We start from the raw sequence: 20,700 nt of genomic DNA, 5'->3' as shown, positions 1-20,700 counted from the left end.
AGAATGAAAAATTTTAAAACATTACTATTAATTGCTGTATTTACTTTAGGGGTAAGTGGTTTTGCAAATGCACAAAAAATAGGTCATATAGATTACCAAAGAGTAATAGACAATATGCCAGAAACTAGAGCATTAGGAACTACACTTGAAAAATTAGGTAAATCTTACCAAAGTGAAATTGAAGGTTTAAAGAAAAAATTAGAAGCTAAAGTTCAGAAATATAGTGCAGAACAAGCTACACAAACTGAAACTACAAATAAACAAAGAGCTCAAGAAGTACAAGTTGATAAGCAACGTTTTGATCAAGCACAACAAGCTGCTTACCAAGAAATGCAAAAAAGACAAGCACAAGATTTAGAGCCAATAGTTAAGAAAGCTGAAAAAGCAATTCAAGACATTGCAGCTTCAAAAGGAATCTTATATGTATTTGATGCAAAATCTTTAATCGTTAAAAAAGGTGAAGATTTATATACAGCTGCTAAAGCTAAATTAGGTTTATTAAAAGACAAACCAGTACAGCAACAAGTAAGATAATTCTAACTTCTTAGAATAAATTATAGAAACCTACTTTTTTTAAAGTAGGTTTTTTTATTTTTACAAATATGAAATCGAATAATTCTCCTATTGGTTTTTTTGACTCTGGTGTTGGTGGTACATCTATTTGGAAAGAGGTAATAACTCTTCTACCTAATGAAGATACAGTATACCTTTCTGATAGTAAAAATGCACCTTATGGAGAAAAATCTACTGAAGAAATTATTGCTCTTTCTATAAAAAATACAGAGTTTTTACTTAAAAAAAACTGTAAAATTATTGTTGTTGCCTGTAACACTGCTACTACAAATACCATTACATACTTAAGAAAGAAATATAAAATTCCATTTATAGGAATTGAACCTGCTATAAAACCAGCCGCTTTAATTACCAAAACAAATATTATAGGAATTCTAGCCACAAAAGGGACACTTAATAGCACTTTGTTTGAAAAAACATCTAACACTATTAGAAAAGATATTAAAATAAAGGAAACCGTAGGAAAAGGACTTGTAGAACTTATAGAAGGTGGGAAATTAAATTCTAAAGAAATGACCTCTTTATTGTCTTTATATTTAGAACCTATGATAGCCGATAATATAGATTCTTTAGTTTTAGGCTGTACCCATTACCCTTATTTAATTCCACAAATAAAAAGTATTGTGGGTTCTAAAATTAAAATTATTGATTCTGGTGAGGCTGTAGCAAGACAAACAAAAGCAGTTTTAAAGCAACTTAATTTATTAAACATTGATGCTAAACATCAACCAAAACATAAATTATACATTAATAAAGATAAAACTACTTTAGAAAATTTACTTCATAACATAAACCACAAAAACATAGAAGTAAACGAAAGTGATTTTTAGAAGCTTCCGTAGTTTGCATTAATATTAGGACACGCTGCACCTCTTTGTTCTCTTGTCCATAAATTGAATCCAATAGAGATTTGATGAAAACCGCTATCTGCAAATAGAACTTCATTTAATTGTTTAGTATGTGTATATGAGAACATAAAATTCTTATAATTAACACCAATTACTGGTGAAATATAAGAAGAATCGTCTAAACTATTTATATCAAAATTTCTTCGATAAGACAAAGCAGCCCAAAATTGAGTGTTAGAAAATGTCTTGTATGCTTTTATATTAAAATCGGCTATTTTCTCTCCAGTACCTTCTCTAAATTGAACCATAATAGAAGGTTCTAATTGAACATATTTGTCTTTACCGAAATAGTAACCTGCAGAGAAAATATAATTTCTTAAATCTAAAGGTTCTTGAACGTTTAAGTTATTTTTAGCTGTAAGAAATAAGTTTTTTACAGTAAAATAAGAAGACAAACCTCCTCTATGATATGCCAAACTAAAATCTGCATTGTAATAACTTGTACTTTCTACAATTGCTGCTACAGACGGGTCTCCAGAAAAAGTTCTTTGATCTGATTGATTCTGAACAAATGAAAAAGCCAAACCAAAAGATAATTGTTTAAACATTTTACTTGTACTCATTGGTAAATGATAAGTGTAAGCACCCTGTAAACCTTGTTGTGAATGGAAACCATTTTTATCATTAAATAATACCAACCCATAACCAGCATTAGAATCTTCGCCAAATTTTGTATGAAAACTTACCGTTTGTAAAGCAGGTGCATTTGGTACACCAACCCATTGTTGTCTTGCTGTAAACCTTAATTTACTAGAATTACCTATTCCTGCTGCAGAAGGATGTACCAAGAAAACATTGTCTGATAAATAATCTGTATATATTGGTAACGTCTCTTGTGCTTGGTTTTTTAATGAAAAAAAAACGATACCTAAAAGACAAAATCTAATGTAAATTAACTTCATTAAAGCTGGATTTTTTTATAAAGAAATCAAATATATTATATTTATTGTTATGAATTCTTCTTCAAAGAAAGATTTAACATACTTAAATAGCAGAAAAATAAGAATTTCTTTATTGAATAAGTAAATTAAATATTAATGACATACAGTATTGTTAGAAACAAGGTCTAAAACAGGTGCAGGTGAAATATAAGGAATTCCCAAACCAAGACCCCTTAGAATAAATAAAAAACCAATAAAAACGACAACAATAGGAATTGCTTTTTGTATTTTTTTTCTGAAAGTACCTTTTGTAAAATTACCTAGATATACAACAGATGTCATTAAAGGAATTGTACCTAAACCAAATAGAAACATATATAAACTACCAGAAAATGCATTTGTTGTTGCTAACGCAGCAAAAACAGCCATATACACTAAGCCACAAGGCAGAAATCCGTTTAAAAAACCAATAGTAAAAAAAGTATCGTTTCTTTTCTTTTTTAATTCTTTCCCTAAGGCATTCTTCACCTTAAAAATAAGACCACTTATATTTTTTGAGAAATTTATTTTTTTAAAAATTCTTGGAAATAAAATGAAAAGAATCATTAAAAAACCTATAATTATAGAAATTTGTTGCTGAAATCCGAAGAAATAAAAACCTTTACCTAAAAAACCAAACAATAGCCCTATTAAACTATAAGTAAACAATCTACCTAAATGATAACTTAAAATTTGAAAAAAACCTTTTGTTTTATTTTGTCTATCTATTGGCAACATAAATGCTATTGGACCACACATACCTACACAGTGGAAACTACCCAATAAACCAAATATAATTGCTGATAAAAACATTAATATTGAATTTCCTTATTAATTAAATAGGCTTTATTCTTATATTTGAAAGCAATTTTAATGTTCCAACGACCATCTAATAAACGTTTCTCAGGCACGAGCAAATATGTATTAGAAGTTGAAATAGGTATTTCAAAATCTAATTGTTTATTAGATGGTCTGTATAGGAACACTTTTCCTTTAATTTCTTCCGGAGAAAACGCTCTAGGAAAGGATATTTTTAAACCTTTTTCGGTTCTTTGAACAGTAATTTTTTCTTTTAATTCTAAGGCATTTTTCTCTGCATTAATCTCATCTTGAAAACCCAGCTCTTTTTGATAATATTTTTCTGTAACCAAATCGTAACTATAAGATTTATCTGTACTCATAGTAATTACAAAATATAATATAAAGCTCATAAAAGCTACAATTGCAATAACAATTCCTGTTCCCCAATTAAATTTCATTTGTTCTAATTTTAACTATTGTACGAATTAATTAATCTTATTAATAAAGAGATTACTTCGTTATTCTTGCTTCTAATAATACCCTAATTACTTATAACTTCTAGGTCCTAAAAAATTAGTTATTGTTGTTTCAATTAATTTATCTTTACTATAAACACCAATTTCAATCTTATCTTTATCGCCTTTTAAACCAGCTTCATTTATTTCAATAAATAAAGTTCCTTCTGCTAAACCTTGTTTAGGAATCATAAAATGATGGTTTGAAACAAGTTTTATTTCTCCTTTGTGAGATAGTAATTTATAACTAACATCATTTATATCTTTTGTAGTTTTATTTATAACTTTATAGGTGTAGACATTACTAATAATGTTATTTTCTTTATGTTGATATAATTGCCCAGGTAATCTTAAAACCCTCGCTTCAACATCATTTCTTAAAAATAACATTCCTACTAAAACACCTGTTAATATAAATAAAACGGCAGAATATCCTTTTATCCTTGCTGTAAACTCAAAAGGTTTTTTCTTATCAATATTATCTTCACTTGCATATCTAATTAAGCCTTTAGGATAACCAACGCTTTCCATTATATGATCGCATTCATCTATACAAGCAGTGCAATTTACACACTCTAATTGCGTACCATTTCTAATATCTATACCTGTAGGACAAACAACTACACATTGTTTACAGTCGATACAATCTCCTTTTCCTAGCGCTGCTCTATTTTCCTCTTTTTTAAATTTAGACCTGCCTTCTTCTCTTTCTCCTCGCTTATAATCATAAGCAACATTTATAGTTTTATTATCTAATAAAACGCCTTGTAATCTACCATAAGGACAAGCAATTATACACACCTGTTCTCTAAACCAAGCAAATATAAAATAGAATACACATGTAAAAATAGTTAATGAAATTAAAGTACTTGTATTATCTAAAGGGTTACCTGTTATGTAACTTATTAATGTATCTCCACCAATTAAATAAGCTAAAAACACATTTGCAATTATAAAAGAAATTACAAAGAAAATAAACCACTTTAAGAGTCTCTTTCTAATTTTTTCCGCGTTCCAAGGTTGTTTTTCTAGGCGAATTTGTTTTCCTCTATCTCCATCTATTAAATATTCTATTTTTCTAAATACCATTTCTAAAAAAATGGTTTGCGGACAAATCCATCCGCAGAAAATACGACCAAAAACAACTGTAAATAAGATTACAAAAACAACACCAACAATCATAGAAACCACAAGTAAATGAAAATCTTGTGGCCAAAAAGGAAATCCGAAAATATTAAACTTACGTTCTAAAATATTAAAAAGTAAAAACTGATTTCCATTAATTTTTATAAAGGGTGCAGATAACAAAAAGGCTAATAAAAAATAACTTACGTATGTTCTGTATTTATAAAACATACCGCTAGGTTTTTTAGGAAATACCCAAGAACGCTTTCCTTCTTTATCTACAGTTGCAATACTATCTCTAAATTGTTCGTTCTCGGGTGTCTCCATTCTAACTAACTATTAAAATTAACTTTTTCTTTTTCAATAACTTACTCTTCCCACTTTTCTCCTTGCGGCGCTTTACTTTGTGCTGGTGTAGTGCCTTGCAATGATACTACGTAACTTGCTACCTTAGCAATGTCTTCCGTTTTTAATGTTTTATTCCAAGCAATCATTCCTTTACCATCTCTACCTCCATTAGAAATAGTTGTAAAAACATTTTTAATTCCGCCTCCTAAAAGCCAATATTCATCTGTTAAATTAGGTCCAATAGATCCTCCTCCATCACCTAAATGACAAGAAGCACAGTTTAGGTTAAAAATTGCTTTACCTCTACCCAAATCTTTTGCATCTGTTAAAAGTGAAACATTATCTGCTGTAATTAAATCTGTTGCTGTAGATCTGTATTTATTTAACTCTGCTTTTGCTTCTGCAACTGCTTTGTCATATTCTACAATTTGACTATCGCCATCTAAAACTTCGAACCTCACTAAATACACAATAGCAAAAACAATAGATGCATAAAACATATATACCCACCAAGGTGGAAGCGAATTGTCTAATTCTCTAATTCCGTCGTAATTATGATCTAAAACTATTTCTTGCTCTTCTTCAACTGCTTTTGCGTTCGTCCAAGATTTTAATAATTTCTGAATCCAAGCATTACTAGGTTCTGGAATAATACCATCCTTTTCATTTTGTAATTCTGTTGCTTTTTTAATTGCTAAAGTATTTACCAATTCCTTTAAAACAACAACCAAAATAAAACCTATTAAAGCCAACCAAACTAACGGATTTTCATAAACACTAAATGGGTTTTCGTACACCATAAACGCTTTTGCAAGTGCTATAAACGTAACAATTACAAAGATTACATATACTGTAGATTGAAATGATCTTTTCATTTTTATTTTTTTTATTAGTCTAACGGTAAATTACTTACTGTATCTATATATTCTTTCTTTGCTGTATAAACCCATATGAATAAGGCTACAAAAAAAGTAAAAAATATAAGTAGAGATATCAATGGATAAATTTCGATTCCCGTAATACTTTCCATATAATTTTTTACAAATCTTAACATGGTTTCTATTTTTTAGAGGTTTGTTGTTCTTCCTTTACTTTTATATCTGTTCCTAAACGCTGTATATAAGCTATAACTGCTACAATTTCTCTGTTTCTCATCTCTATAAAAGCTTCTCCATTTTCTTTCGCATACTTCTTATCTGCTTCATAACTTTTTGCAAAATCTGGATCTGCATATAGATTTTCTTCAATTTTAATTCCTTGAGATAGCATATGCTGTTGTGCGTTTGTAACCTCATCTTTTGTATAAGGAACACCTAACGTAATCATCGCCTCCATTTTGGTTGCCGTATTAGACTTATCTAATTCATCTCTAACTAACCATTTATAAGATGGCATAATAGAACCTGGTGATGTACTTTGTGGATCATACATATGATTTAAGTGCCAACTATCGTTATACTTTTGTCCAATTCTATGTAAATCTGGCCCTGTACGCTTGCTTCCCCATAAAAACGGATGATCGTAAACAAACTCACCTGCTTTAGAATACTCACCATAACGTTCTACTTCACTTCTAAAAGGTCTAACCATTTGAGAGTGACAACCCACACAACCTTCTCTAATGTAAATATCTCTTCCTTCTAATTCTAAAGGCGTATAAGGTTTTACACTACTAATTGTTGGTATGTTAGATTTTACTAATAATGTTGGTACAATCTGAATTACACCTCCTATTAAAATTGCAATAGTTGCAAAAATTGTTAATTTAATAGGCTTTCTTTCTAACCAAGTATGCCAACCTTCTCCTTTAGTTCTGTATTTAGAAACTTTTGTTAATGCTGCAGCTTCTGCAAGTTCATCTGTAACACCAACACCAGATCTAACAGTTCTTACAACGTTATATAGCATTACAAATGCACCAATAATAAACATACTACCACCAATAGCACGCATCCAATACATTGGTATAATTTCGTTTACAGTTTCTAAAAAGTTACCGTATGTTAATGTACCATCTGGGTTAAATTGTTTCCACATAGAAGCTTGTACAAAACCTGCTACATACATTGGTAATGTGTACATAATAATACCTAAAGTACCAATCCAGAAGTGAAAGTTTGCCAAAGCAATAGAGTGTAGTTTTGTTTTAAACATTCTTGGTATTAACCAATACAACATACCAAAAGTGAAGAAACCATTCCAAGCTAATGCACCAACATGTACATGCGCAATAATCCAATCACTAAAATGCGCAATTGCATTTACATTTTTAAGAGATAACATTGGTCCTTCAAAAGTTGCCATACCATAACCTGTAATTGCAACTACCATAAACTTTAAAACAGGATCTGTTCTAACTTTATCCCAAGCTCCTCTTAAGGTTAATAATCCGTTTATCATACCACCCCAAGAAGGTGCCAATAACATTATAGAAAATGCGACTCCTAAATTCTGAGCCCATTCTGGTAAAGACGTATATAATAAATGGTGAGGTCCTGCCCAGATATAAATAAATATTAAAGACCAAAAGTGTACAATAGATAACCTGTAAGAATACACAGGTCTATTTGCTGCCTTAGGAACAAAATAATACATTAATCCTAAAAATGGTGTTGTTAAGAAAAACGCCACGGCATTATGCCCATACCACCATTGTACCAAAGCATCTTGTACACCTGCATATACAGAGTAAGACTTTAAAAAACCAACTGGTAAAGCTAAACTATTAAATATATGAAGTACTGCTACAGTTACAAATGTTGCTAGGTAAAACCAAATTGCTACATATAAATGGCGTTGTCTTCTTTGAAGAATCGTCCAAATCATATTGGCACCAAAAGCAACCCAAACAAGTGCAATTGCAATATCTATTGGCCATTCTAATTCTGCATATTCTTTAGAGCTCGAGTATCCTAAGGGAAGCGTTATAGCAGCTGCAACAATAATTGCTTGCCAACCCCAAAAGTTAAAGTTACTTAAAAAGTTACTTGCCATTCTCGCTTTTAATAACCTTTGAAGCGAATAATAAACTCCTGCAAAAATTGCATTTCCTACAAAAGCAAAAATTACAGCATTGGTATGTAAAGGTCTTAAACGACCAAAACTTAACCAAGATATTCCGTCTGTAATATTTGGGAATAAAAACATAAGCGCTAGTAGCAAACCTACAGAGAATCCTACAATTCCCCAGAGCAATGTTGCGTAGATGAATTTTTTTACGATCTTATTATCGTAATAAAATTGTTGCATTTCCATAATATAAAATTTAGTCTAAAGTTGATTTTTCTTGTTTCTCGATAATTAGTTCATCATCAAACAGCATACGAACAGATGGCGTATAAGAATCGTCAAATTGCCCTTTTTTAACTGAATAAATAAAGGCTATAAAAAAGATTAATGCCACTAGAATACTTAGTGTAAGTAGTAAATATATTACGCTCATATCTTGCCTGATAATTGATACATCAAAATTAATAATGTTCGTTTTCTTAAAATATGACATTTGTCATATTTCCTAAATATTTGTTAAATAGTCATAGAAAATAGTTGTGTTTTTGGTTTGCTCTCTAATAAATGAACATCAAAAGCCATACAAATATTACGTACATATGGTCTTGCCTTTTCTGGTACAGATAAGAATTTCGATTCTCTATCTATTACAACCAAACCATCTTGCTCCATTTCTTTTAATAATTCTAAATGCAGTTCTATATTTTTAATTTCCATCGATTTTTCTTCCCACGAAGTAGAAAAATGACACATAATGTTTAAAATATGTTTTCTTATTATTCTATCTTCTTCGGATAAAAGGTGTCCTCTAAAAATTGGAATTTCGCCTTCATTTACTATTTTCTGATATTCTTTTACCGTCTTTACATTTTGTGCAAATGCATACCAAGAATCGGAAATTGCAGACATGCCTAAACCAATCATTAATTGCGTTTTATTGGCTGTATACCCCATAAAATTTCTATGTAATGTTTTGTTAATAGTTGCTGTAAACAAACTATCTGTCTTTAATGCAAAATGATCCATACCAATTTCTACATATCCCAATTCTGCAAAAAGTTCTTTCCCTATTTCATAGAGTTCTCTTTTTTCATCATTCTTTGGTAAATCATCATCATTAAAACCCCTTTGTCCTACTCCTTTTACCCAAGGAACATGTGCGTAACTGTAAAATGAAATTCTGTCTGGTTGTAATTCTTTGGTTTTATTAATGGTATGAATTACGTTTTCTTTGGTTTGAAAGGGTAACCCAAAAATTAAATCGTGACTTACAGAGGTATAGCCAATTTCTCTAGACCATTTTGTAACTTGCGCTACTTCAGAAAAAGGTTGAATTCTATGAATTGCTTTTTGTACTTTTTCATTATAATCTTGCACACCAAAACTAACTCGTGTAAAACCTTCGTTAAACAAGGTTTGTAATTGTGCTTTGGTTGTATTGCTTGGGTGTCCTTCGAAACTAAACTCAGCATTTAGATGCTTTTTTGCGATTTTAAAAATACCATCCATTAAATATTTTAAGTTTTCTTTTGAGAAAAAAGTAGGTGTTCCGCCACCTAAATGTAATTCTTTAACAACCGGAATTTCATCTACCAAGGCAACATATAGTTTCCATTCTTTTAAAACAGTTTCTATATATTCTTCTTCTACTTCATGACGCTTTGTAATGTGTTTATGACACGCACAAAACGTACACAAACTCTCACAAAAAGGCAAGTGAATGTATATACTAATTCCTTCTAATGAATTACTTTCTTTAAAAGACATTTGAAAAGATTGAATCCAATCTTGCTTGTCAATTCCTGCTTTATTCCAATAAGGCACTGTTGGATAACTGGTATATCTTGGTCCTGGAATATTGTATTTTTGTACTAAAGAATTTTTCATAATTAGTTAATTTTTCTTCCTAATAAATTAGTGGAAACTGTAGTAAAAACTACAATACTTATAGAACTTAAAGGCATTAAAATCGCTGCAACAACAGGCATTAATTGCCCTGTAACTGCAAAATACAACCCTACTAAATTGTAACATAAAGACAGCATAAAACTGTATTTAATAATTTGAATTGCTTTTTTTGAAGCTGCTATATATGTTCCTATTTTATTAAATTTAGATGCATCTAAAATCCCATCACAAGCAGGGGAAAACACATTTATATTTTCTGACAAAGCAATACCAACATCACTTTGTGCTAAGGCGCCTGCATCATTTAAACCATCGCCAATCATGGCAACTTTTTTATGTTCTTTTTGAAGCGTTGCAACAACCTCTAATTTATTTTCTGGTTTTTGATTAAATAACAAGTTTGTTCCTTTAGGTAAGTTTTCTTGTAAAAATATTTTTTCACCTTCATTATCACCAGAAACTACAGATAAATTAAAATTGTTTTTTAAAGAATTAAACAACGTTTTTACACCTTTTCTATACGAATTTTTAAAAGTAAACTTCCCTTTATAAAAATTATTAAAACTAATATATACAGCTGTATCTAAAGTAGCAGATTCTTCATTATTTCTAACAAAAGATGCAGAGCCCAACTTTAAACTTGTTCCTTTATAAGTAACTTCAATTCCTTTACCTACAATTTCTTTATAATCTACAATAGTTATAATTTTAGATTCTTTAAACGTATTGTAAAGGGTTCTGCTTAACGGGTGGTTCGATGCTCTTAAGGCACTTTTTAATATACTTTTTTCCTCTTCATTTAATTCATCTCCGTCGTAAGAAATAGTATTTTCTTTGTGTGTAGTTAAGGTACCAGTTTTATCGAAAATTATAGTATCTATTGCTGCCAATTGCTCTACAACTGTGGCATTTTTTAAATAAAATTTCTGTTTACCAAAAATGCGCAACATATTACCTAAGGTAAATGGTGCTGCTAATGCAATTGCACAAGGGCAAGCAATAATTAAAACTGCTGTAAACACATTTAAAGCCTTATTTACATCTATAAATAACCAAAAAACTGTAGCTATAATTGCAATTGCTAAAACAGCAATTGTAAAGTTTTTACTAATAGTATCTGTTATGGTTTTAAAGTGCGATTTATTATCTTTTTGAAAAACATCATTGCTCCATAATTGTGTTAAATAACTTTGTGAGACAGATGCTAAAACTTCCATTTCTAAAATTCCAGAAAGTTGTTTTCCTCCTGCAAACAGTTTATCTCCAGATTTTTTAGCAACAGGTACAGCTTCACCTGTAACAAAACTGTAATCTATTTCTGCATTTCCGTTGATTAAAATTCCGTCTACAGGTATTAGCTCTTGGTTTCTAATTAATAATCTATCGCCTTTCTCAATATCATAAATTTGCACATTTTCTTCTTTATCATCCTTAGAAATTCTGGTAACCGCAATAGGAAAGTAAGACTTGTAATCTCTCTCAAAAGACAAGAAATTATAGGTTTTCTGTTGAAAAAACTTTCCTAATAAAAGAAAGAAAACCAAGCCTGTTAAACTATCGAAGAAACCTGTACCAAAATCGAAAATAATTTCTACAGAACTTCTAATAAACAATACAGAAATTCCCAATGCTATAGGAACATCAATATTTAAAATATTAGAACGTAAACCTTTAAAAGCAGATATAAAATAATCTTTAGCAGCGTAAAAAACAACAGGTAAAGAGAAGAAAAACATTAACCATCTAAAGATATTCTTGTACTTCTCTATCCAAAAACCATCTACTTCAAAATACTCTGGAAACGATAGAAACATTACGTTACCAAACGCAAAACCTGCAATACCTAACTTATACGTTAAACTTCTATCTACTGCTTTTTTTCCGGCTTCGTAATCTTCTAAACTAATGTAAGGTTCATAACCAATAGAACTTAACAATAACACAATCTCTTTTAAAGAAGTTTCATCTGAATTATAAGTAACTCTTACTTTTTTCTTCGGAAAATCTACTTGAGAAGCAGTTATTTTAGGGTTTAATTTGTGCAAATTTTCTAGCACCCAAATACAAGAACTACAATGAATGTGTGGTATGTATAAAGTTGCTATTTGGGTATTACCATCAGAAAAATCTAATAATTTTTCTGCAATATCTTTATTATCCAAGAAATCATATTTCCCTTGAATTTCAGTTGGTATTGCCCCTGGATTGTCTTGAAAATTGTAATAACAAGTTAAATCATTCTCAGAAAAAATCTCATAAACAGTCTTACAACCATTACAACAGAAATGTTTTTCATCAAATTTAATTAAACTGTCTTCACAAGAATCGCCACAGTGATAACATTGTGTAGATTTCATATTTACTCTTTTGCCTAGTGCAAATTTCTAATAAGAGTTTGATTTAAAATATGATATATGTCAGCTTTTCGATACCTTTGAATAAATAAATCTTTTTTAATATGGGAAAATGTGAACAATGTATTGTTCGAAAATTTAATTCTCTAAAACATCTTTCTAAAGAAGAATTGTTAAGAATGTCTGCTTGTAAAACTGCTAAAACTATAAAAAAAGGGGAAATTCTTTTTGAAGAAGGAGAACATTTAAACGGTGTCTTTTGTATTAAAGATGGTGTTTGTAAAGTTTCTAAAATGAGTGAAAATGGCAGAAACCAAATTATTAGTCTTGTACAAAAAGGGAATTTAATTGGAGAAAGAAGCTTGGTTTCAGATGAAGTTTCTAACTTAAAAGCTGTTGCCTTAAACGACATGGAAATTTGCTTTATACCTAAAGAAGAAATTATTAGAGATTTAGAAAAAAACAATGCATTTACCATGAGTGTTTTAAAAGACATGGCTAATTCTTTAAAAAGTGCAGATAATTTAATTGTTGATATGGCTCAAAAAACCGTAAAACAACGTTTAGCAGAAACGCTTTTATATTTACAATCTGAATTTAAAACAGACAGTAATGGTAACATCGCGGTACAACTTTCTAGAGAAGACATTGCAAATATTATTGGTACTGCTACAGAATCTGCAATTAGATTATTATCAGAATTTAAAAAGAATAAAATTATCGACTTTAAAGGGAAAGAAATTAAAATTCTTGATGAAGCTGGATTAGAAAAGATTGTACACGGTTTTTAAATATTTCTTAAAACGAATATCCTATAGCAAAGTTAAAAACAGGTTCATTAACTTTAAAGTCCCATCTTTTATCTTCTTCTAAAGAAGGATCATGAAAAGGAGCCGCCAAATCGAAACGAATTACAAAACCTTGTACGTCTACTCGTAAACCTATACCAGCTCCCATACCTAATTCATTTATAAAATTAGAACTAAACGTATCTTTTCCTCCAAAATCTGGGTTCGCAACTGAATTCCATACATTTCCTGCATCTGCAAAAACAGCACCTTTAAAGAATGAATAAATAGGAAAACGATATTCTATATTTGCTTCTAAACGGATGTTTCCTGTTTTATCGAAAAAAGAACTAGAAGTATCTGTGCTACTTAAACTATCATCATTATACGTTCCTGGGCCTAAAGAACGAATATTAAATGCTCTAACACTATAAGGGCCACCAGCATAATATTGTTTTACAAATGGTACAACGTCTGAATTACCATACGCATAGCCATAACCAGCAAACAATCTTGTTGCAATTGTTTGTTCATTTTTTTTACCAAAATTATAATGATATCTCGCATCGAAATCTGCTTTTGCATACTGTGCATATTGTAAACCCAAAAACTTCTTTGGTTCTCCTGCAGTACTTTCTTTACCAAATAAACTAATAGAATTACCAGCAACATCTAATGTAGCGTTTACATAAAATTGATGCATTTTGTTAGCGTTTAACATTTCGTTGTAAGTAAATGAGAAAGTAAGTCCGCTAATAAATTGTTGCTCAAAACTTTTTTCTAAAAATGAATTTTCTTCTAATATTTGCTGAAATTCTTCTGTTGTATTAGACAATCTTGTATAATTTACAGAAATAGGATTAAGCTCATAAGTTATGTACTTATTAGCGTTCCAAACATAACCAAAAAGTGCGCTACCAGATAAAAGTGTGTACAAACTACTTCTGTTTAGATACGTTACACCTAAACTTGTTTTTGTTTTTGGAATTGAATATTCGAAAAAATCTTCATTAAAAGAAAATGGCGCAATAACTCTTGGAAAAATTAACTCGGTTTTTAACCCTAATTCCAAACTACTTAATCCTGAATTTTCTCCACTAGAAATTTGTGTTTCATACCCAATATTTGCACTTACATTTATGGTTTCTCCTCCTTTAAATAAATTTCTATTACTATAAGTTAACGCTAATTCTGGACCCGCAAAATTATTAGATTTTGTAACCGCTTGCAATTCTGCGCGAACAGCACGCTTTGTTAAAGGAGATAAAAAGATATTTGCTTCTAATGCACCCAAACTGCCTGTTTGTAAAGAATCTAATTCTTTATATTGAATATTTACATACTTGTAAGCACCAATCGAAGACAAGCGTCTTGCTGTATTTTTTGAAGTAATAGGGTTGTAAACTTCCCCTTCTTTAATTGTAATAAAAGCATCTAAATATTCTGGTTTAAAGAAAATTGAATCTTGGTAATAACTTTTATTTTTATATCTACTTTCTTTTATTTTTAAAGAATCTTTTAGATCGAAATTAGGATAAATATTTATTTTCTTAATTTTATAAGGCACCGTTGCTTCTTTTGGTACTTTTGCTTTTAACTTTAAAAATAAATCGAACTTTTTATTTTTATATTGATTGGTATCTGCTTCAAAAATTAAAAAACTAGGATTAAAATTATAATATCCTTTCTTTTTTAATTCTAAATCTAACCTCTGGCGCTCTAGCTTTAAATTTGCCAAATCGAAACGCATATTCTTAGGAAAAGGAGATTCTTTTGTAAGTTCTTTTATTTCGGTATAAATAGGTAAAGCCATACTATCTATTTGATAATTACCTATTTTATAAGGTGCAGGTACTTTTACGCTATATATTACAGATGCTTTTTTATTTTTTTCTTTAAAAGAAGAACTAGCGCTACTATAGAAAAAACCATAATTCTCTAACCTATTTCTTAAAATTTCTTTTACCTCAACTTCTTTTACATTCGATTTATAGACTGGTTTTTCTCCAAACTTCTTGTATAACCACTTGTTTATAAAATTAGGGTTTTCTTTTTGATTCTTATAGTAGTAATACAAACCTACATAGCTTCCTAAAAATTTAGAATTAGGTTTAGGTCTTAGAACAGTTTGTAAATCTTCTTTTAATTTACTTACATTTTTTACAACAGAATCTGTTTTCATTTCAATTTTTGCACCAGTGTACAAAAGTTCATTTTCTGGTATGTATTTTTGTATACTACAAGAGTATAAAAACGCACAAAAAATAACCGAAACGAATATATGTTTTATCTTTTTATTCAAAATTTAATTTGTTTTCTTTTTTAAATCTTTAACAGTCTCTTTAGTTTTAGCTCCTTCTTTTTCTTTATTTTTCTGAGAACGTAAAAGCGCATTCCAAAGTTCGTGAAACTCGTTAAATTCTTGTGTAAAAATCAACCCTATTCCACTAACAATTGTTTGCCCATCGATAACGTTTTCAAATTCACTTTTTCTAAAACCTTTTAAACGATATCTACCATCTTCTGTTATCTTATATTCTAAACTAACATTACCAATTAAAGGTGTTTCCTCTCCACTTGTACTGCTACCTTGTATGTCTACTTCGCTACCAACTCTTACAACTAACCTCTCATTAAAAAGTTTTTTCTGCGCTGCAATATCTAACTGTGTTCTATCTGTTGGTGCATCGCCTTGGTAATCTGTAAAACTATTTATACCAAAGTCTAATTTTATACCAGAACTACCTAAAATTTTATCTGAAAAGGCATTTAATTGTCCAGAAACAGCATCATTTAAATTATTTCTTGCAATAGATGCAAAACCACCCAAACTACCATCACTACCTGTATCTGGATAGAATCTATTTAAAACCAAAAGAGAAAAAACTTGTTTATTTAATTCTGTTTCTTGTTGTTTTACTTGTTGCACTCTTCCGTAGACTTGACCACCAATTGCACCTTGATCTTCTTCTGCCATGTCTAAATCGAAAGAGATTTTTGGCTGTAATAATTCTCCATCAATATTTAAATAAACCTGAAAAGGCAACACTTGTTTGTATTTGTTTTTTACCGATGCGTCTTCGTCTGAAACTTGAGAAGCCATTAATGGCGATGCAGAAGTTTCTAACTTATAAATTGCACTTACATCTAACTTTGCATCAAATGGATCTCCAGACCAAGAAATTCTTCCTCCAGGAGCTAATAAAAACTTTCTATTTACAAGGTTGTAAAGTGTTAACTCATAATGACCGTTAGAAATTTCATAAACTCCAGTTAAAGAAATTCTTCCATTAGGAATCATGGTAAAAACAAAATCTCCTTCACCAGAAACTTTAAAATTATCTCCTGTACTTTCATCTATAATAATAGTAACATTTGCTTCTTTATTTACTTTTAATTGTGATGTAATATCGAAACCACTAATAATTACAGCTTTTTCTTCTGTTTGCGTTAAAATAGCATTTGGGTTTTTTCTATTTACAAACGCTACAACCTCATCTCTTTCCTCTACACTTGCATATGTAGAAGGCATTACGTAAGTTACATCTGTATCTTTTCCTAACGTAAATTTAGCATTTAATTTAGGTATCTGTAAATCTCCTGTTAAGGTTGCATTTGCATTAAAAGTTACTTTCCCAAATAAGGTTTCATTGTCTTTTTTTGTTGCGTTTAAAATTCTAAAATTATTAGCTTTTAGTTTTAAATCGAATTTAGGGTTTATAAAACTCTTTGTTTTAATCTTACCAGAAAGCACTAATGTATTATTCTTTGCGTCTAATACAGTGAAGTTTTCCATAGAAAAACCCGTATTATCTACGTTAAGTATTTCATTTTTTAAAGTGAAAATAGTATTTAATTTTGTTACATTAAAAGCGGCTTCTTTAAATATTAAAGAACCTTTATACTTTGGTTCAGACGTTGTACCAGTAACTTTAAAATCTCCAGAAAAACTACCACTAGTTTCTTTAACTTCTCCTAGAGAAAGCGTATTTAAAGCGTGCATTTTAAATTGATTGATTATTAAATTTAAATTCAAGTTTGCATCATTATTATCTACAAAATAATCTCCTTTTAAATCTAAATTAACATCGCCTTCTTTTAACTGGGCGTTAAAATCATACTTGTTACTTCCTAAAGATTTTGCGTCGATGGTTAGTTTTCCTAAATTAGTTTTTAAAACTTCGAAATCTTTAATACTAACATCTGCAATAATACCTGTATTTGTAAAAGGTTCTTCTAAAATAAAATTTCCATTTAAAAGTCCTTTTGTAATCTCACTTTCTGGGTTTAGATAATTAAAAACTTCGTTTATTTGAAAATTATTATAAACCAACGCAATATGACTTTTTGCTATATTTTTTAATTGGTCTGTAATTTCTATAGATTGCTCGTCTTTACTTATTTTAAAATTAGAAAAGGCTAAATTATTATCAGATAAAACAACCGCATTATCTTCTGGAATTGTCCATTTACCTCCATTTAGAATCAAACTATCTTTACTTACAGCAAACCTTAGTTTCTCTCTATTTCCTGTAATCTTCGTATTTACATTCATTAATTTCTCTCCTTTATAAAAGCCTAAGAAATTAAGTGATAATTCGTTATTTGCTTGGTTACCGGTAATTATAGTTTTAGGTACATTTATAGGACCCGCAGTTATATTTCTAAAACCTAAATTAAAATTAAAGTTGTCTTTATCTGTATTCATAGAAAAAGACAAACTATCTAATTCGTTACCACTATAGTTAATATGAGGCGCAGTTATATTTGCCTTTAAAATTCTTTTATTTTCCTTAAAATCTACAGCAACATTAATAGTGTCTATATCTTTTACATTGACTAAGAAGACATCTTTTATTAATGAAGTTTGAGCAATTTTGGCTTCTAATTGCAAATTAACTGGGTTTACTATCGAATCTAAAACTACCTCATCTTTATAAAAATAACTTAAAACATGACGCTGAAGTGCCTTACTAAATGTTTGTGGATCTGTATTAGATTCTAAATTTAGTGCTACCATTTTATTTTTCACAGAAACAGCAGTTGTATCTTTATCTACATATGCCTTGGCGTTAATTTCACCTACCAAATAAGTTCTATTATCGTAAACTACAACTCCGTTTTTAACATCTGTAGAAATGTTATAACTATTCGAGTTTCCTTTAAAATCAAGGGCAACTTCCATTCCTGTTTTTACATTTCGTTTTACAATACCTAATGCTTGTAAATCGGCTCCAATTACATTCAGTTTTAAATTTGCTTCCGATGTTATAGAATCTAACTTTACAAATGCGTTTAAATCTACGTTTAGATTTTCATCTTTATATTTTGAAATAATATTTCCCTGTCCGTCTTTAAAATCTCCTTCTAGTTTTAACCCAGAAATAGTATACCCACCTAACTGAAATTTAGATACATTTGCTTTTAACGTTGCGTCTATATTATTAATATTTTCTCCACTTCCTTCTGAATTTAAAGTAAGACTCAAATCGCCAAACTTAGAATTCTTTAACAACTCACCAACTTTATACTTATCTATATTTACAGCAAGGTTATAATTTAAAACAGCATCATTTTTTAAGGTTCCTTTAATTGTTGCAAAACCCTGACTTGTATTTATTTTAGCATCTGTAACAATATTTTTTAAGCTACCATTTATATTTCCTGAAATTAAAATATCTTCTGGCAACTTAATCTTTAATTCCTTCTCATCTATTATTTTTATAAGATCAGAGCGATTTGTTTTTAAACCAAAAGAAGGAAAATTTAATACTAATAAATCTGTTTTAGTTGCATTTTTTATACTTCCGTTTAAAGAAATAGTGGTTGCTTTACCCCAATTTACTTTCGTTTTAGAAATCTCTACATTAGACAAAGTACCTTTTATATTTAAGGTTCCTTTAAACTCTTTAGCAGTTAATTTTCTTAGATATTCATTTTGTTTTAAACTTGGTTGAAACCTAAAAATCTCATCTAACCAAAGATTAAAAGAAGGTATATTTAATTGAATATTGGTTTTTTCTGGCGATGCTATTAACTGAGAAAGCGATTTATAATCTACTTTAGCAAATCCTTTAATTTTGTTTTTATTGATTGCTATATTTAAATCTGATATTTCTAGTTTCTTATCTGTAATATTTGCAATAAAAGCGAATGTTTTTAAGTTAAGACCAGATCTTTCTTTAAAGTTAAATGTTTCTAATTCGATACTTCCTTTTTTGTCTTTTAGAAAAATATCTGAAGCTTTTAAATTAACGTTATTTAAAGAAATCGCATTTGCATTAAATTTATTTTTTATATGTTTCGAATTATCTACAATATAATTAATTGAATTATCTTCTAAAGAAACATCCTCTATTTCTAGTGCAATATTTGGCCAACTTAAAGTAGTTGATGTATTCTTTTTTACTATATTTTTTTTATTCTTATTCGCTGTTTTCATTTCAACTAAAATGGTAGTACCTTTAAGTTGAAATGTATTTAACTTGAATTGTTTATTAGTTAAATCTAACTTAGGAATTTCCGTATAGAATTCACCTATATCTAGATCTGCAAGGGTATTATCTATTGTAGAATTGTAAAGTAATTTTGTGTTTTTTATACTGATTGATTCTGCTGATAAAATTGGCAAGACAGTATCTGTAGCAGGTAATTCTGTAGTAATTGGACGCTGTGTAAATTTTATTTTAGAATTAGATAGAGAAATATCACTCACATTAAAAATCATCTTTTCAATATCTAAAGATTCCATTTCTGTAGTAAGAGAACCAATTTTAAATTTGCTATCAATACCTAGAACTGTGTCTTTAAAATCTACATTAATATTTTTTAAATTCAGTTTCCCTAAAATAATATCTAAAGGTTTTGCTGTTGTATCTTTAACAACAGAAGTAGTGTTTTCGGTAGCAAATGCATCCACTAAAAACTGAAAATTATAACCAGCAACAGTATCTTTTCTTATTATGTTTGCTCGCAAACCATCCCACTCTAAATAATCTACTCCAATAGATTTACCAGAAATCATTCCCCAAAGTGGCACATTTGCCTCTAAAGATTTAGAGTAAATTAACGTATCGCCTTTTTTGTCTTCTAAATAAAGTCCATCTAATTGCAAAGCTCCATTAAAGGTTATAAATAGTTTTTCTACAGTAACTTTGGTGTTGGTTTTATTAGAGACGTAATTAACAGCTTTATCTACTATTATACTTTGCCCCCAAGAACTTCTTATAAATAAAACAAGAAGTAATAAAAGAAAGAAGAAACCCAAAAGTACGCGTAGCATTCTTCTTAAAAAACGATACTTTTTATTTATAACTTTTTTAGTAGACATATCTAATTTTAATACAAATACAAAAATACATTAGTATTTGTTTAAATAACACCTTTAATAATTAATAGTTTAGCGCTATTTTTTTAAAAATAATTTAATAAAAAACTTAACATTAAAACCT

General features: G+C 29.4%; 15 protein-coding genes. 3 read left to right on the top strand and 12 right to left on the bottom strand.

Going from position 1 to position 20,700, the window contains the following annotated elements; genetic code table 11:
- The first annotated feature begins 3 nt into the window (after positions 1-3).
- The gene (locus SHK09_RS06300) at positions 4-534 is read left to right on the top strand and encodes an OmpH family outer membrane protein (protein WP_319809935.1); all 531 of its coding nucleotides are present in this window, start codon (positions 4-6) and stop codon (positions 532-534) included.
- A 68-nt stretch (positions 535-602) separates the two neighbouring features.
- Positions 603-1,403, top strand: coding sequence for a glutamate racemase (gene murI, locus SHK09_RS06295; RefSeq protein ID WP_319809934.1), 801 nt, complete (start codon positions 603-605; stop codon positions 1,401-1,403).
- Here the strand turns inward: murI and SHK09_RS06290 are convergent.
- The 10 genes from SHK09_RS06290 to SHK09_RS06245 form a co-directional block, all read right to left on the bottom strand.
- Entirely contained in the window at positions 1,400-2,383 is a 984-nt protein-coding gene (locus SHK09_RS06290; protein WP_319809933.1) for a type IX secretion system membrane protein PorP/SprF, read from the bottom strand. The two genes, murI and SHK09_RS06290, sit on opposite strands and share 4 nt — an antisense overlap.
- 132 nt (positions 2,384-2,515) lie before the next feature.
- Entirely contained in the window at positions 2,516-3,214 is a 699-nt protein-coding gene (locus tag SHK09_RS06285) for a sulfite exporter TauE/SafE family protein (protein ID WP_319809932.1), read from the bottom strand.
- Complete coding sequence (locus SHK09_RS06280; protein WP_319809931.1) at positions 3,214-3,660, bottom strand: FixH family protein; 447 nt, start codon at positions 3,658-3,660, stop codon at positions 3,214-3,216. Before SHK09_RS06280 ends, SHK09_RS06285 begins: the two co-directional genes overlap by 1 nt.
- An 87-nt stretch (positions 3,661-3,747) precedes the next feature.
- Positions 3,748-5,169 (bottom strand): cytochrome c oxidase accessory protein CcoG, encoded by a 1,422-nt coding sequence (ccoG, locus tag SHK09_RS06275; RefSeq protein WP_319809930.1) that lies wholly within the window; start codon positions 5,167-5,169, stop codon positions 3,748-3,750.
- Between the two features lie 41 nt (positions 5,170-5,210).
- Positions 5,211-6,065, bottom strand: a complete 855-nt coding sequence (locus tag SHK09_RS06270; protein WP_319809929.1) for a cbb3-type cytochrome c oxidase N-terminal domain-containing protein — start codon at positions 6,063-6,065, stop codon at positions 5,211-5,213.
- Between the two features lie 14 nt (positions 6,066-6,079).
- A complete protein-coding gene (locus SHK09_RS06265) occupies positions 6,080-6,244 on the bottom strand; it encodes a CcoQ/FixQ family Cbb3-type cytochrome c oxidase assembly chaperone (protein ID WP_319809928.1) in 165 nt (54 codons plus the stop codon).
- 5 nt (positions 6,245-6,249) lie between these two features.
- A complete protein-coding gene (gene ccoN, locus SHK09_RS06260; protein WP_319809927.1) occupies positions 6,250-8,445 on the bottom strand; it encodes a cytochrome-c oxidase, cbb3-type subunit I in 2,196 nt (731 codons plus the stop codon).
- A gap of 10 nt (positions 8,446-8,455) precedes the next feature.
- Positions 8,456-8,632, bottom strand: coding sequence for a cbb3-type cytochrome oxidase assembly protein CcoS (gene ccoS / locus SHK09_RS06255; protein WP_319809926.1), 177 nt, complete (start codon positions 8,630-8,632; stop codon positions 8,456-8,458).
- An 83-nt stretch (positions 8,633-8,715) separates the two neighbouring features.
- Entirely contained in the window at positions 8,716-10,086 is a 1,371-nt protein-coding gene (gene hemN / locus SHK09_RS06250) for an oxygen-independent coproporphyrinogen III oxidase (protein ID WP_319809925.1), read from the bottom strand.
- 2 nt (positions 10,087-10,088) lie between these two features.
- Positions 10,089-12,464, bottom strand: coding sequence for a heavy metal translocating P-type ATPase (locus SHK09_RS06245; RefSeq protein ID WP_319809924.1), 2,376 nt, complete (start codon positions 12,462-12,464; stop codon positions 10,089-10,091).
- A gap of 101 nt (positions 12,465-12,565) precedes the next feature.
- Here SHK09_RS06245 and SHK09_RS06240 point away from each other — a divergent pair, with 101 nt between their 5' ends.
- A complete protein-coding gene (locus SHK09_RS06240) occupies positions 12,566-13,252 on the top strand; it encodes a Crp/Fnr family transcriptional regulator (protein ID WP_319809923.1) in 687 nt (228 codons plus the stop codon).
- A gap of 7 nt (positions 13,253-13,259) precedes the next feature.
- Here the strand turns inward: SHK09_RS06240 and SHK09_RS06235 are convergent, their stop codons facing one another.
- The gene (locus tag SHK09_RS06235) at positions 13,260-15,431 is read right to left on the bottom strand and encodes a BamA/TamA family outer membrane protein (protein ID WP_319809922.1); all 2,172 of its coding nucleotides are present in this window, start codon (positions 15,429-15,431) and stop codon (positions 13,260-13,262) included.
- 123 nt (positions 15,432-15,554) lie between these two features.
- A complete protein-coding gene (locus tag SHK09_RS06230) occupies positions 15,555-20,579 on the bottom strand; it encodes a translocation/assembly module TamB domain-containing protein (RefSeq protein WP_319809921.1) in 5,025 nt (1,674 codons plus the stop codon).
- Positions 20,580-20,700: the final 121 nt, after the last annotated feature.

Source organism: Polaribacter sp. PL03, from assembly GCF_033875165.1.
In the GTDB taxonomy this organism is placed as follows: Bacteria; Bacteroidota; Bacteroidia; order Flavobacteriales; family Flavobacteriaceae; genus Polaribacter.
Note: the sequence above shows the minus strand (reverse complement) of the source record. Positions and strands in the feature narration are given on the sequence as shown.